We start from the raw sequence: 15933 nt of genomic DNA on the forward strand, positions 1-15933 counted from the left end.
GTTATAATTTTATTGATCGTGTATTATTCCTTTATACTTTTTGTGACTACTACAAACCCGCCGGGTTTCACCAAGGCTACTGTGAGTGCCTTACCGGTAACAGGTATGGTCACCTCCTGGCTTTCACCCGGTTTCAGCGTCCGCAGCTCCAGTGAATTATTACCATACCTGAGCTGGTAATTGCGTAGTACATAAGAAGGAAAATCAACACGGGCAGTGATCTTAACAATGGCTTTATCTTCATTCAACTTTACCAGTTCAATAACAGCAGGAGAAAATTCCTCCTGCCATACAGGATACACCGCACGCAGTGTCCTGTCGGGCGCCACCAATCCCCATGCACGGTAACCGTTTGCATCTGTTCCGGGATACCGGCTCAGGTAATCATTAAACGTCCATACAGAAGCTCCTATGAGATAATCGCATTGGCGGAAGATCTGCATGGCCCTTCTGAAATAAGCGATACGGTCTTCTTCTTTTCCACTTTGCGGCAGCCGCATACCAAATTCACTGATATAAACCGGCTTGTTGGGATATATTTCATGAATATGCTGGAGATGTGGCAGCTGATCGTTGCCATAAATATTGGTACTGATAAAGTCCACATACAGGGACGCTTCATCTTCCGGACGTTTTACAAATTCGCGCCATACATTAAAGCTGGCAAAGGTGACCAACCGACTGGCATCCAGTGATTTTACGAAAACGCCCATATCTTTCACCCAGGAAATACCTTCCGGTGTTTGCGATTGAAACTCATTTCCCAGGCTGTAGGCGATTACGCTGGGATGATTCCAGTCGCGCTCCACCATTTCCTTCAACTGCGACTGATACTTTGCCCGCATCAGCGGATCGGCCATCTGGCGTGGCGTCATTTGCCAGTTACCGGCTTCGCTGATGATAAGGAGACCATGCTTATCGGCCCAGTCGAGCATACTTTCAGATACCGGGTAATGACTGATCCGCGACAGTTCCATACTACCGCTTTTGATCAGCTGCAGGTCCTTCTCCAGCACTGTATCCGGATCAAGGGAACCGTATCCGGGGTAATCCAGCGGCCGGTTGCAACCGCCCATGCGGACAGGCTCACCATTCAGCAGCAGTTGCGTGCCTTTAATTTCCAGCCGCCGGATACCGAATGTTTTCCGCATGGTGTCTGCCCCTGCAATCACTTCAGCTTCGTAGAGATGCGGCGCATCCTGGTTCCATAACTTCGCAGATAACAGTATGCCTTCCAGTGTTACTTGCGAAGCATTGGCAGATATTTGTTTAAAGCGGATGTTATTTTTATTACCTGATTGATAGATGTTCACCTTTACATCGGGCGACTGGTAATCCTTCAGCGAAGCGATTACCTGTATACGGGCATTCCCTTTTTTCAGATCCGGTTCGGCCACTACCTTTATATTTCGTATAAAGGCTGCAGGCCGTGTAATAAGGTGCACCGGCCTGGTGATGCCGCCATAATTCATCCAGGCATATAGCTGGGTGGCATTTGGCGCTTCTTTGGCGTCGCTGGCCTTAGCCCCGGGAATAGTGGTAGTATCCCACGCATTATTCACCGATACGGCGAGTGTATTTTTATCTTTTAGTAAGCCGGTTACCTCTATTTCAAAAGGCGTATAGCCGCCCTCGTGCTCGCCGGCCACCTGCCCGTTCAGCCAGATCTTTGCTTTATAAAACACGGCATCAAACTGCAGGAAGGTGCGTTCGTTTTTCTGCACAACAGGCGCATTGAACTTCTTAAAATACCAGGCCGTTCCGGTATAAAAAAAATAGCGCTTATCCACTGAAAAGCTATGTGGCACCTGTACTTTATCAAAGCCTGCTGAAGCAAAATCCGCAGCGTACCATTTATCCTGTATCCCCCTGCTCATGGGGTCTAACGCAAACGTCCATACGCCACTGAGCGGCGCCTTTGAAGTACCCTGCGCCATCACCAGGAAAGGGCTCAGCAATAACACAAATAGTATATTCTTCATCTTCATTGTTCAGTATTATTTTCAAAGATCACCTGGCCGGTGTTACTATTGTTTACTTTATAAGATTGATTCACCGAGACGAAATGATTATTGGTAATTTTCAACACCTTAATACCACTTGCGTTAATGCCGATAGGTGCATTGGAAAAAGAACAGTGATCAAACTGTATGGTTCCTATTGCCATTGCTTCCGTGCCGCTGTTGCCAATCCCCACCAATCCTGCTTTACCGATGCGCGACACCCAGCCGCTGGCGTTAAAGCTGCATTCCCGGATCATCACATCCTGCGGAAAAGTGGCTTCATTATGAGTGGTAATTTCCGTACCCAGCACCAACGCAGGGTACATAATATGATCGTAGGAAACCTGCTGCAGCGTAGCTTTGGCGCATTTGATAACACCGGCGCACCCGGCGATGTTTCTGAAGGTGCTGTGCGACAACCGGTAGTCGTCAATGTCCCACTCGTACACCGTGATAAGCGTTCCCGCCTGTACAAAATCAGGCAGTGAATCCTGCAGGGTGATGATGCCGTAGATACCACCGTCTCCCGCTGGTTCCAGCTGCCAGCTCACCGGCATTTTACTGACAGCGTTATTTCCATTCCAAAACCCGATGCTGTCGTTTAAGAAAGGCGCTACGCCGGTATATCTTTTCCACACCCTTATTTTATTATATGCGAGCCGTTCCTTCACCTGGAAGAAGGCGCTGTGTACATTCTGTCCGTCCCAACGAACACCTTCCACATACATACTATCTATTGCTACCAGGCCATCGCAGCTGTTTATTTTCCAGGCATCGCGCGGACCTACTGCCAGTTGCCGGCCGGTGGCTTTGAATACCACCTGTTGCCCGGTAATGTTTTTGCAGTCGTAAGTATGGATACCAAATCCTGCGATGTTAACCATCGAGATATTTCTGAGAACAAGATCATCGCAGTTGTTTATTGCCAGCTGGAACATGGTTTGCCCGCCAAAGTGCCACGACACTACATCTCCCACGGCAAGCCGTGATGCAAAGGCAGCGTTGTTCATCCGCATATAATTCTTTTGCTCCTTTGTTTCCAGTTGCCAGTAAAGTTGCTGCGTGGCTATCTCATCAACGAAAGTAAGACTGGACACCTGTTTCAACATACGTGTCGCACTGTCCCATATGTTAGCAGTATAGCAACCCATTCCGTTTACAGCCGGCAATCCGTCAAACACCTGCACCACTGCATGCGAAGCGTCTTTCTCCACTACTGTTCCCGCGGTAGCATACTGCGGATCGTTATCGAATACCAGGTTCTCCATCACCAGGTTATTGCACTGGTCGAAACGCATATGCGGCGGCAGTATCGTGTTATTCTGCTGCGGATTCTTCTTCACCAGCCGGGTGGCAGGTGTATGATCCGCTGCTGCAGCTCCCTGTAAATGCAGCCCTGCATATTCCTTCAGACCAGTGTAAGCGTTCAATGCAGTGGCACTTACCTGGAGCAGATCGTACCGGCCGCTGTCAAATAATATGGTAGGAATGTTATTTGCTTTTGCATAATTCAGTGCGTCCTGTATGCCTTTGGCATCATCCAGGCCATCGTTGGGGATGGCATGAAAATCTTTTACGTGTACGGATTGAGCGGACACGTGGATGCTCGCAGCCAGTAAGATGGCTGCTGTGGTCCTGAAAATTTTCTGTGCCGGTGTATTGTACATAATTATTCTTTTTCTCCTAGTACAACTGTTTTGCTTTCTGTTAACTTTCCATCTATACCGGTTACGGCTAAACGGAATTTCACCGGTTGTTGTTCCGGTAATGGTACCGTAAACTCAAACGGGTAGGTGGTATCCGTGATTTTTGCTTCTTTCCCGGTATTACTGGTATAATACAGGGAGACATTTTTCAGTTTGGTATCATCGTCTTCCAGGTAGATATACAGGCGCCTGCCGTAACTGCCGAACTTAAACAGCATCGCGTGTGCGTTGCCGGTGCTGAGCCTGGTATAATCCCGGCTGCGGTTATTGGTCCCTGATAATATTTGCTGCTGAAATCCGGTGCCTGCATAGGTTACATCCTGAAGCACTACGGAGGCTATGCCGTTGGCGGGTACGGTAACAACAAAGGTGCTGTCTTTGGTTTGTTGCGGCGCCGCGCCGGTGTATGAAATCACTTTACTTCCGGCGGCCGGTTTTATCAATGCGGGGTTTACTGTTACCGTGGCGGTAACGGATTGTGCCGACTGATTGGTAAAAGCCAGCAATAGTTTATGATCCTTCCTTGCAGCGATGTAATTCAGCTCTGTATTGCTGATGCGCAGTAATCTTCCAGGCATCCATAGCTGCACGTCCTTATCCTGGTAAAAAGATCCTTTCTGCATACCATACATATTACTTTGCAGATAGGCGTATCCTTCAATATACGCAGCCGGAAAATGAATACTTCCTTTGCTACGTATATAGGTGTCCGTTACCAGGTAGTCGAGCAGCATGGAAGCCATAGGCAGGATATGATTATAATGAAAAGAATTAACGCTCTGTTCTTTATGTTCATGCAGCGGGAAATCTGCTTTTTCATAAGCTGTAGTTCGCGCAGTGTTGATATGATACCCGGGGAAGTTCCTGTAGCGGCCTATCACGGCCGCTTTGGCGACATTGAGGAGAAAGCTGTCTTTCGCATAATACCCGAGGCGTAACATCCACGGGGCATAGTTGGCCATGAAAATAGCGCGGTGCCCTGTGGCGGTACCGGATGATTCCGGCGTCAGTCCTGTTTCCGAAAGCCGCCAGGCCGGCGCATTTTCCTCGGGGTAATACATGGGCTGATGTCCTTTGGATTGCAGGTACCAATACATGGGCGCCTTCCCGCCTTTATTCACGGTGATCAGGCTGTCGGGCACTACTGGGCACATCCAGGTGAACATGGTATAATTCCGGGCTCCCTGCACTGCTGCATCGAGGAATATTTTATTGCCGGTGAGTTCATACAGCTGTAAAAGCTCTATCCACCTGTTGGTATAAGTGGGCCAGAAAAAGAAGCTGCCGGAGAACGGATCATCAAAAGCAGTTTGTGGCTGGTACACCCGTTGTTCCAGGTATTGCTTTGCCTTTGTTACTGCGGCATCCAGGTAGGTTTTATTGCCGGTGGCGCGGTACAGGTGCATCGCGTTAATCCAGTTGTTGCCTTTTTCTTTTACATCCAGATTGCGTATGCGGTCGTTGTTATATTCCCGCTGCATCATTTGCAGGTAAAAATCATTAGTGCCTCCTGAAAGCTCATAGAGCGCCGCTAACTCCGACAATGGCGCTACCGGACCTTTTAACCTGCGGGAAGGACTCTGGATCTTCTGGATGCTGTCAAGGCTGAAAAGAAACTTCTCCCTTGACAACATAAACTCCATTAACGGATACGCCCTCTTTTCAAACATCGCTGTATCATCTCTTACCAGCGCCAGTTCCAGCGGGTTAAGACTGGAAACATTTTTCACAGCGCCCGGCACATCTGTGGAGTAAGCGCAGCCTTTGAGGCTGTCGATGAACCAGGCGTAGCCGGACATGGCATAGTCCACCATATTATCCAGCGTACTATTAAGCGAAGAGATATCATTGTGCCGGTAATCGCGGAAGCCAAATACTTTTTCCGCAATCCGTTCATAAGTATTGTTGATGGCAAGTGGTTCCGCTACCAGCTGAAGTCCGAAACGGAATGTTTGCCCGGCATTCATGCGGGAACCGTAACCTCCCGGTATAGGTGCATATACCTGTGGCTGCAATTGTTGCTGCGGGTTGAGCAGTGCAATACCAAACCGGCTGTTAGCCAGTACGGGCAACGGCTGAAAAGGAAGGTACTCCGGTGCGGCCAGCACACCAATGGTAGCAGCGCCGTCGTATACCATGGTAGTGGGCAGTGTAGCCATAAATGCCGGTGTAAGATAGGCGGCATCCGGGATCCGCTTTTCCTGCCAGATCAGTGGCTGCCATATGGCAGTGGCCTTCTCCTTTACAGATGCCGGCGCGCCGGTATAACCAATGCTGTAATAGCCATCCTGCAAAGGCTGGAAGCTGTACTGCAATACGGGGTAAGGTTTGGCGGAGGTGATAACATAAGCCGTTAACCGGAATTTTTGGGAAGAGGGGAAACGGAAGAAAACCGTGTCTTTCTTTTGTTCAATGCTATCTGCGACGATCTCTGTTCTTTCCCCGGCGTTAAATATATTCGCGGTTCTGTATTCTTTTTTGCTGCGCAGTATCCTGTCGTCGAAGCCGTCGCCGGCAACCGAAGCATTTATTTTCTTTTGTTTGAAATCGGCCTTCGCGCTATCGGCTACTTTCCAGGTAAGCACATTGTATTCAACTTTTTTAATACCGGCGGGCTTTAGCGCCATACCGGGATCCGTGGCGTTATATAATACCACAAATGACGGAGCAAATGCGTACGACCGGCCGGCAGTGGTGATAACAATATCCTGCTGGTTTACAGACACCTGGCTTTGTGCATTCACCATGTTAGCGGCTATGCACAACCATCCGATATGACCATATAGTTCTTTAGTCGTTTTCATTATTATGTGCTGCTAACCGTAAAACTAAACCGCCTGTTGCGGGTATCATTATTTTCCTGTAATATTTTGCATTGATCTCCGGAGATGTGGATGCAAAAGCGTTGCCATCAGGCGTGTCGGTGATCAGTGTTGCTGTATATTTTATTTTTTTACTGAGAAAAGATGGCTGCAGGGTAAATGTGCTGGCACTGTCAGTTCCGTTAATCACGGCTATGTACCAATCGCGCCCCTTCCTCCGGGCGAAAGCGGCCATCCTGCCTATATCGCTGCCAGGCAGCACAATGGTTTCATCCCAGGTTACCGGCAATGTTTTCAGCAGTGGAAGAATGGGTTTATAAATATCATTATCCAGCAAAGTGACCGGGTTTTCCGCTATGCATTGAAACGGCGAATTAAACAGGTATAGCAGCGCCAGCTGATGCGTATTGGTTGTATGTCCGCGGTTGCTAAAAAAGCCGGGGGTATAATCGCCGTGCCCGCAGAGGAACCGGGTGAAAGGCAACGCCGCATTATGCCATGCCGGGATCGGTTCTTTCATAATATTCAGTTCCATGCCGCGGATACCTTCGCGGGTCATTTCATTGGGGTAAGTTTTGCTTTCTCCGGTAGGCGCCTGGCAGCCGTGGAAGTTAACCATCAGCTTCCTGGCGGCCGTTGCTTTTAGCAGGTCCTCTTCAAACGCGATCAATGTTTGGGCTTCGCTGTTCATGAAGTCGGTTTTAATGCCTGCTGCACCCGCCATCACTACGCTGTCGAGGAAAGCATCCCGCTGCGCGGTGTCTCTTATCTCTTTAGAGTTTTTCCATACCCATATACGTACCCCTTTCTTTGCTGCATCGCAGCACAGCATTTTCAGCTGTTCCCATTTATGGGGCCATTTGGTTTCCCAGCCTTCATCCAGCAACGAATATTCAAAGCCCAGGGCAGCAGCTGCGTCTATAAACCGCATCTCTTCTGCAGGCTCCATATAGTGTTCATCTCTCGTAATCCAGCTCCATACGCTTTTACCGGGCTTTATGTAGGAGATATCGGTAAATAAACGGCTGTCGGGCTGCGGATTCAGATTTTCAATCACCTGGTTATTCACCATTGCGTTGAGGTTATCTGCATACAGGATCGTTCTCCACGGGGTAACTAATGTACCTTTCACCACGAAGCCGGTATCGCCTTCTGTGAAGTTCACCTGCAAGCTGCCATTGGCGGAGGCTTTGAGCCGCATGCCACTATAGTTGTACAACGCAGCTTCAGTAATCACTGCATATTTTTTTTGTGGCAGTTCAATCACCAGCGGCTTTCCCTGAATGGGGCCTTGTGCTGACACGGTGGATAACTGACTGATGGTAGAGTGTTGCCATAACCCTGCATACGACTGGAGTTTCCAGCTGTTGTTCCGTTCAAAATACCATACACCGTATGAAGCCGGCACAGTAAAAGCAGTTAATTCTTCCTGCACGTGTTTATCTGCTGTTCCATCTATTATATAACGGAAGGCGCAGCCGTTATCAAACATCCTGCATTCTATGGTATAGGTGGTACCAGGCTCTTTTATGGCGATCGTATAGGCAATGCCCTCCTGTTTAGCTACAGCTGCATTCAGCCGCGTGGGATGTGTTTCCCGGATTATCTCCCTTCTGGAGATGGTCATTTGTTGCACATGGACGCCGGTGGTTTTGTTGTTTACCCTGATGCCCATGCGCGATGGCATGATCACCCACTGCTTGCCAGCCTGCAGCTGGTACAGGAGGGCGCCGTGTGCTGTAAAAAGTTTTGTGCACAGTGTTTTATGCGGACTTTGCAGCAACAGGGTATCAGTTGCCTGTGCAATCTGAACAGGCAATAATAGAAGTATGATTAACAAGCACCGCATATGAACGTGAAATAATTAATACCGTATCAGTTTTTAATCCTTCAAATTAACAGCCTGCGCATCGTAACTTCAAAATATAGGGCCGCTAAAAAAGTTGGGAACATTCCCATTTCACGGGAATGTTCCCATAAAAAGTTGCTGTTGTTACAGGGGCTTTCCCCTTAAAAGGATCTTCCCGATATACACCGTGGTTTTATCGTACTTAGCGGGATTCCTGGTAATATCTTCCAGTTGTTTATCTCCCAGGATTTTTATTTTATCTGCTTTTTCAGCAGATAGCCGGATGGTAACGGTGTGAATACCGGGCGCCAGGGAGATGAACTCGTATTGACCGCGGTACCTATTATTGCAAAAGTTATTGAACCGGTTAATTACGTTACTGCCATTGGGATCTGTTGCGTTCACTATCTTCAGCTGGCGGGCGCCTTTTACACCGGCATCCGCGAGCCTGGCCGGCTTACCATCCACTATTACTTCCAGCTGCCCCATTTCGGGACCACCGATATCAAAAATGCCAAACATGCTGCCGTTGAATTTAAAGGTAAAGGAAGCGCCTGGCTGCGCTGCTTTCATAATATAGGGGAACCATCCTGTAAACTGCTTTTGCGGGGAATTAGCGGTATTAACGCGGCTCCAGCCAGCACTGAATGCAGCAATATCCTGCGGGGCATACATGCCCGCGTCTTCCCAGTTATTTGCTATCAGTGGTGCGGGTAATGTGGTGGAAGAAATAGCGGTGTGTTGCTTCAACTTATTCATGCCTCTTGCAATAGCCGCTGCATACAGGTTGCCGCCGGCTGTTATCGGGTGTATACCATCGCGGGAAAAAATGATTTTGCCCGGTATAGCCGTACTGTCACTCTTCCACTCCACCTTCCCTTCTTTCACCAGCACGGAGATCTCCATACCAAGATGTATGGATGGCAGGTGATAATAATCCGCTATTTTTTCGAGGCCCTGAATGTTTTCAGGGATGCTGCCTTCCAGGTAGGTTTTCGTATGTTCGTTGTGGATCGTATAAATAAAGCAGATGTCGATAGTGGGATCATATTTTCGTATCTGTCTCACAATACCTTCCATTCCATCTGTATAGGCGCCGTTCACCGCAAATTCCACAAATACCAGGTCGGGGTGATATTGCAGCAGCTGATCCCGGAGGCGGCAGGCGCCAAGATCAGTGCCTGTGCCGGATACCCCGGCATTGATGCCTTTCATGGTTACCGATGGATACATCGACTGGATATAACGGGTGGCCTGTGGCCGGTAGCATTGATTACCCTGCGTAATGCTTCCTCCTATAAACCCGATCATCACCGGTTTTCCTGACGCAACTTTTTGAAAGAAATGAGGCGCTCCGTTGCGCACGGTGCATTCCGCCGGGTTGTTGAAGTTGCCGGGGGCTATTAATGGCACAGTATCAGCCGGGTAAAAATATAAAGGCGAGGCGCCTGCCTGTGAAAGGGCAATGAGCTTAGCTCTTTCCGCTTCTTCTTTATGCTGTGCAGCTATTTCCAACGATATTCCCATACATAGTACCAGGATAAAATAATGCTTCATATTGCGATCAGTTGTTATCAAATGTGACAATCCCTTCTTTCACCTGTCCGTTTCCGGTGGTGACCTTTACTTTCAGCACCGCTTCTGCTGATATTTTCACGGGATAAAACGAGCTTTCATAAGGATAGGCAGTAATAACACGGCTTTCTCCATTCAGTTGGAAGCTGGTCTGCAACCCCGCTTCAGGCGGCGATTCCAGGTAGGTGTATATGGCATCCCATCCAAAGGGCGAACGTATCCTGAAGGCATAACATTTGCCAATGCCTGTACCCAGATCCAGCACCTGCATACCATTCTTTACCGGCGGTATACTTGTCACTTCGTACTTTATCTTCAGCGGGAAAGAGATGGCAGAAAAGCCCTTACCGGTAACGGGCACACGCAGTTTGCGGTTGTTCACGGGAACAGTGGCCGGCGGAGCAGCGGCAGTGACATAACAGGCAGCAACTACGTTATCCTGCACCGCGACTTCCTTTCCAAGAAAAATATCAGCGGTTACTTTTTCTTGCGATTCATTGAGTAAAAACAACCAGAAGCGGTTGTGAGAAATAGCGGTGACATAATTTACAGCCGGGTTGTTTATTTGCACCAGTCCTCTTTTCATCCAGAGGCGCACGCCTTCATCATCGAATACTTTGCCGCTGCCTCCGCCAAATACCCGGTTATTAAACCATACAAAGCCGTCCTGCTTGCCATAGGGGAAACTCACTTTCCCGTGGGAACGCTGTATTGCTTCGGTGATGAGGAAATCCAGTGTAAACGCCAGATGCGGCGGAATATGATGATAATATACAGAGCTCACATCCGGACCTTTATAAGGGAAATCCGGCCGCATCGTAATATCAGTAAACCCGGTGGCATAGTAGCCGGGGTAGTTTGAAAAGCGTCCTATCACGGCATTGCGTGCATAGATTTCAAAAATCGTCCGGTTATCTTCAGCAAATAAACGTAACAGGTGAGGCGCCCAGCTGCTCATGAATACCGGTCGCACCAGCTTGCCCGGATCAAAGAATGTAAAGGGTTGCTCAAATCCGAGTCCAACGGGAGATACGAGGCTTTGCGGCACCTGTTTCTCCGGTGCATCGCCTTTCTTTCTTGGAAACCCGAGGCGGTATTTCTCTCCGCCTTTCCACCACAACGTAGTGTTGCCATCGTAGGTACTGCCCGGATGAATCGTTTGCAGCTGTTCCTTTACTTCCGGATACACCCTTACTCCCGCCAGCGTCTGAAAAGCAGTAGTTTCCGCAGCGCGCAGGAAGAACGTATCTTTTGTGATGTCATAAAGGTCTGTGAGATCCCACCAATAGGCGTAGAAAGATGCATTATAAAAAGGCTGCTTGCCTAATGGTGCGGTTTTAGTGCCATATACTTCCGTTGCAATATACTCCTTCGCATGTTTCTTTGCGGCCCCCAGCCAGCTCTTATCTTTGGTGAAACGGTAAGCTGCCAGTTCCTGTGTCCAGGCGGGAATGTTCACTGAATAGCCTTTCGCTGACCTGATATTATTTCCGGGAAGCGCTATTTCTTTTAGCCAGGGATTGGCTTCGCCGAGCAATTGATGCAAGCCCTCGTAGTATGCCGTGGTAAATTGCGAGTGATAGGGGCTCAGCACCAGCGACTGTTTATCTTTGTTAAACGGTGTGCCGGCAATGCCCCTCGACCAGCGGAACCCGCTGCGGGACAGCGTATACTCGATAGTAGGCAACGCCCTGCTGATGAAAAACGCTTCGTCCTTTTCCAGCACTGCCGCTGAAACCACTGCCAGCGGCGCAGCCTGCACAACGGTGGGCGTCACTTTCGGATCTGCTTCGATATCGTAAAAGCCTTTCAGTTCCGGCGCCCAGCCCGCTGCGGTGTCGTTCCGGATCAGGTCTGTAATATTGAAAACAGTTTCTGTGAGAGAAACGGGTCCCTGTATGCGATAGTCCTTTACTTTATAGATACTGTCTGATATATACGCCAGTGCATCGTTCCAGCCAGAGGGCAATGCACCCAGTGCAAATTCACGGGTAACAGTCTGACCGGCGGCACGCCTGGAATCATCCAGTCCCAGCACCGGTGATAACGCTACCGGCTGTACGTTATTCTCTTTATTCTTAATGGTAAATCCCATCGGCGAAGTACCTGCTTCTCCCCAATCCAATGGGAAATCGGACGGTGTTCCGGAAACAAAAACAGCGATCCTCTCCTTCGTTTCCATGATGGCCAATGGCTGCGGCATCATGGCAGAAGGCAGCATCACCGGGTGATCCGGGATGCGCTGGTATTGAAACATGGGAGGCAGCTGTATGGCGGTTACCTCTTCTTTTTTTACTCCTTCAAAACCGGTAACTGCCAGGCTGTAATATCCCGCCTGTTTTGGTATATACGTTAACGTTAGCAGTAAATGATTATTGCCAGGCCCCAGTTGCCAGGTACCTTTCAGGGTATCTCCTGCGGCAGTCTGATAGGTGACATCCAGTTTTTTATCCGATAACTGCTTCACGGCAACCGGCAGGCATTCCTGTAGTGTGCCCGCAAGAAAGGGATTGGTAAGACTTTCAGCAGCCAGTACCGTGAACGTTTTGCCGCGGCTTTGGAAACTACCGGAAGCTGCCGGTCCGTTCCAGGAAGGGAAGAAACTGCCAAAGCTGATCTGCGGATCTTCGGCGGTAAGCAGGAATATTTTGCTTCCTTCGCCATGCGTTTGCATATCGATCCACTGATCGCCTTTCCGGATACTGTTACTGGCTATTATCTGCCGGTCAGTTGTTTGCAGGAATTGCAGGCGGAGTTTACCGTTGCTAATACCAGCGATAACAGTGCCTTGCCCGGAAATATTTTTCACACCGGCTGCCGGTGTAACCGGAGCAGGTGGTATATACTTCACCGTTAGCGGCCTTATTTTAAAACGCTGGAGTGATGCCAGCGGTTCTGTATTTGGATCAAAGCCGGCAGTGGCCAGGAAGATGGCATCACATCTTCCAAAATTACCCTTTGTATCCTGCAGCGCAATTACATTTTCGCCGGCATCAAGCGTAGCAGTACCAGCCTTTTCCCAGTAGTAGCCTTCCTTGCCATGCTGCCCTGGTTCTTTTTCCAGCGGTTGCTCGTTGATGGCTACCTGGAACAAACGCGTGCCGGGTTTATTGGCGGGATAATCCGGGGTACGTACCCAAACAGTAAATGTGCCGGCAGCTTTGCTGTTGATCACGGTAAGCGCATCCGCGGCTTTTACTTTACCGGAAAAAACGCGGAGGATAGTATTACCGGACACTTGTTCGCCCGGCACCTTTTCCACCTGCCAACCGCCTTTGAACTGGAAATCTTCTGCTTCCAACAAGTAGCCGGTTTGCGCTTGTACTGATGATGCGCTGCACAGGCATCCTATTGCAGCCAGGAATAAATATCTACTTAGCCAACAGCTCATAATTTATTTCTATTACATTCAGTCCGTAAGGCGGGATGTCTTCCTGGAATGATGGCGTTATTTCAGTGGTCTTTTTACTGCCGTTTTTACTGATCCGGTAGCAGGCAACCGGCTTTATGGTTTTACCGGGCAGTACTTTGGTGTAATCAATGTCTATCGAACACTTCAGCGGATCGTCGTCGCTGTTCAGCAACAGCAGGAACAGCTTATGCTCTTTAGGATTAATAGCGCAATAGTAATCGAGGTAAGGGTTATTTGTTTTCAGCAATCCATCTTTCAACAACAAATCCGCACTGGTACCATACACTTTCCCTGCGGCAAAACCATAGGTTTGATGCGGCCCTACTTTCGGTGTAATAAATCCTCTCGGGAATTGAACTTTCCCGGATGAACGCATCTCCATTTCAGCCAGCAGGTAATCGGTGATCCATCCCACCTGCCACCAGGCGTGGTGCGGATAAGGACCGGCGCCTTTATTCATCACATCCCAATAGTAGGAGGCTACGCTGGTAGCGCTGTCTACAAACGCATCTCTTCCGAGCACGGCGGCGCGGGCCATGTTCAGGAACAGGGAATCGCCGGTGAGGGTGAACATGCGCACAAACATACCGGCATGACTAGCCAACAAAATAGGTCCACGATGATTGGCAGAACCAAGGATACCACCATGCTCGAAGCTGAGCCCTGCCTGGCTTATCTCCCAGTCCTGCCGTAATACACCGTTCACCTTTTTACTTTTGGCGGAAGGAACAGGGTGAGTATAAATAGAAGTCGTGTACAATTGCGCGGTGCGCACGGCGGCCTGCAAATACTTGCGATCTTTTGTGATATCGTAAAGATCCAATAGTGCCTGGGCGCTTTGCCCGGTTGCAAAATCCGGCGCAAAACGGGCATCGCCGCAAACGCCGAGGAAATGTCCTTTCGCGGTGGCATTCCGGATGAACCAGTCGGCGCCACGTTTAGCCGCATCAAGGTATTTTTTTTCTTTCAATATTTTCCAGGCTACTATCAGCCCGTAAAAAGTAGGACGCAGGTCTTCCACTTCCGTAAACATTTCCTGTTGCGAAGCATGGTCGTAAGCCACCGCCCATTTCCCTTCAGGCGCCATCCAGGCGAGCAGCTTGTCAGCCGCGGATTGCAGCTCTTTCTTTAATACCGTATCGCGTGGATTAAACAGCAGGACATTACCCATGTCCATCATCATGTAATAGGTGAGACCAATGGGTTCTACATACGGTCCCCATTCTTCTGTAAATCTTTTACTTTTTGTGAGATAATATTGTCCTGCTGCGGCGCCGTGGAAAAAGCCGGGCGTATTATCCTGTTGCTGTAATTTAAAGTTGCGGGCATAAGGCAGGCGCGTTTGCTGCAGTACGCTGTCGCCGGTGATGCCGGCCAGCATCCACATAGCGCCATAATCGGAATTCTTCATGGCATCTTTTTCCGATCCATACACCCCCCCCAGGTAAGATTGTGCGCCGATATCGATCCCTTTATAATTTTCGATGTTCCATAATGATGTCTTATTATTCACTACATATTTATGCATGGATAAGATGCGGCTGGTGAGAGATTGCCGCGTCTTTTTCAGCGCCAGGAAATCGTTGAAATGGTAAATATCGTTCACGGCGTGCTTGAACACCGTGTACCAGCCGGCCTTCTGCAGCGAGTACCTGAAAGAAAAAGTCACCTTCTCTCCTCTTTTCAGGAGGGAGCCTTTTTCTCCCAACACCGGGTGATAGAGTGTAGGCGTAAGCGATGCCTTCCTGTTCATAAGGGAAAGACCAAGGAGCCAGTCACTCTGCGTATTCGTGTCATTTTCCCAGGGATCCCTTCCGGTACCGGGGGCGGGTATTACCGCCAGCGTAAGGTTGTTTTTGGTTTGGATGAAAGGCGACAAGGTAGCCGCTGTTCTCTCGCGGACAATCACCGGTTTATCGGGGATGCCCTGCATATAGGCGTATGCTTTTATAATATCTTTCTCCACCGCATTACTTTGAAAGTATCCCGGTATGCCTCCCCAGGCCAGTTCATTTTCCGGAACAGTAGCCAGCGTGGGTGTTGCCAGGGAATAGTAGCCGTCTTCCTTTGCCTGCAATGATATTTCCACCAGGATATCTGTTTTAAAGACTTCATCCAGTCGCCAGGAGGAAGTAACCGTAGCCTTATTATTTTCCCCCGTGAAGACCAGCTCCCCGTTATTTTTTTTAACGGAAGAAGGATAGAAATAGATGGCCTCGCCGGCAGTATTCATGGGAACGGGTTTCAGGGCCGCTTCCCATAAAGGAACAATGTATTTGTATTGCTGCTCCAGGAAACTGCTCTTCTTACCCGACTTATCGTATAATGTGATGGGTGTATTTCCGGGCTTCTCTTTCGTATACAGCAGGGTGTATTCGCCACTGGTATGCGGCAGGGATTGCCCGTGAACGGCCACCTCTTTAATATGCCATTCCCCGTTTTTGCTGGTCCAGGAAAGCCGCAGGGCGTTGTTGGCCAATGCGGTTTGTTGCTGTGCCGGTGCAGGTATACAGCAAACGCACACTGCATAAAATAAGATACCGGCTGATAATATTTTTCTCAAAGG

The 15933-nt window shown here is 49.1% G+C and carries 7 protein-coding genes; all 7 read right to left on the reverse strand.

Annotation, left to right across the window (positions count from 1 at the left end):
- Positions 1-23: 23 nt before the first annotated feature.
- A complete protein-coding gene (locus QFZ51_RS24870) occupies positions 24-1982 on the reverse strand; it encodes a glycoside hydrolase family 2 protein (RefSeq protein ID WP_429050081.1) in 1959 nt (652 codons plus the stop codon).
- Positions 1983-1984: 2 nt separating this feature from the next.
- Positions 1985-3670, reverse strand: a complete 1686-nt coding sequence (locus QFZ51_RS24875; RefSeq protein ID WP_429050082.1) for a hypothetical protein — start codon at positions 3668-3670, stop codon at positions 1985-1987.
- 2 nt (positions 3671-3672) lie between these two features.
- Positions 3673-6513, reverse strand: a complete 2841-nt coding sequence (locus QFZ51_RS24880; protein WP_429050084.1) for a hypothetical protein — start codon at positions 6511-6513, stop codon at positions 3673-3675.
- Positions 6500-8350: a glycoside hydrolase family 97 catalytic domain-containing protein gene (locus QFZ51_RS24885; RefSeq protein ID WP_429050085.1), complete on the reverse strand. Its 1851-nt coding sequence runs from the start codon at positions 8348-8350 to the stop codon at positions 6500-6502. Before QFZ51_RS24885 ends, QFZ51_RS24880 begins: the two co-directional genes overlap by 14 nt.
- Before the next feature lie 174 nt (positions 8351-8524).
- Positions 8525-9937 carry an SGNH/GDSL hydrolase family protein gene (locus tag QFZ51_RS24890; protein WP_429050086.1) on the reverse strand — a complete coding sequence of 471 codons (1413 nt, stop codon included), beginning with the start codon at positions 9935-9937 and terminating at the stop codon, positions 8525-8527.
- Between the two features lie 7 nt (positions 9938-9944).
- Entirely contained in the window at positions 9945-13256 is a 3312-nt protein-coding gene (locus QFZ51_RS24895; protein WP_429050087.1) for a hypothetical protein, read from the reverse strand.
- A 70-nt stretch (positions 13257-13326) separates the two neighbouring features.
- Positions 13327-15930, reverse strand: coding sequence for a glycerophosphoryl diester phosphodiesterase (locus tag QFZ51_RS24900; RefSeq protein WP_429050088.1), 2604 nt, complete (start codon positions 15928-15930; stop codon positions 13327-13329).
- Positions 15931-15933: the final 3 nt, after the last annotated feature.

This window comes from Chitinophaga sp. W3I9, from assembly GCF_050434025.1.
Lineage (GTDB): Bacteria > Bacteroidota > Bacteroidia > Chitinophagales > Chitinophagaceae > Chitinophaga.

Excerpts from the sequence above, each read along its gene's own strand:
- QFZ51_RS24870 (WP_429050081.1), bottom strand. The coding sequence starts at position 1,982 with ATGAAGAATATACTATTTGTGTTATTGCTGAGCCCTTTCCTGGTGATG.
- QFZ51_RS24875 (WP_429050082.1), bottom strand. The coding sequence starts at position 3,670 with ATGTACAATACACCGGCACAGAAAATTTTCAGGACCACAGCAGCCATC.
- QFZ51_RS24880 (WP_429050084.1), bottom strand. The coding sequence starts at position 6,513 with ATGAAAACGACTAAAGAACTATATGGTCATATCGGATGGTTGTGCATA.
- QFZ51_RS24890 (WP_429050086.1), bottom strand. The coding sequence starts at position 9,937 with ATGAAGCATTATTTTATCCTGGTACTATGTATGGGAATATCGTTGGAA.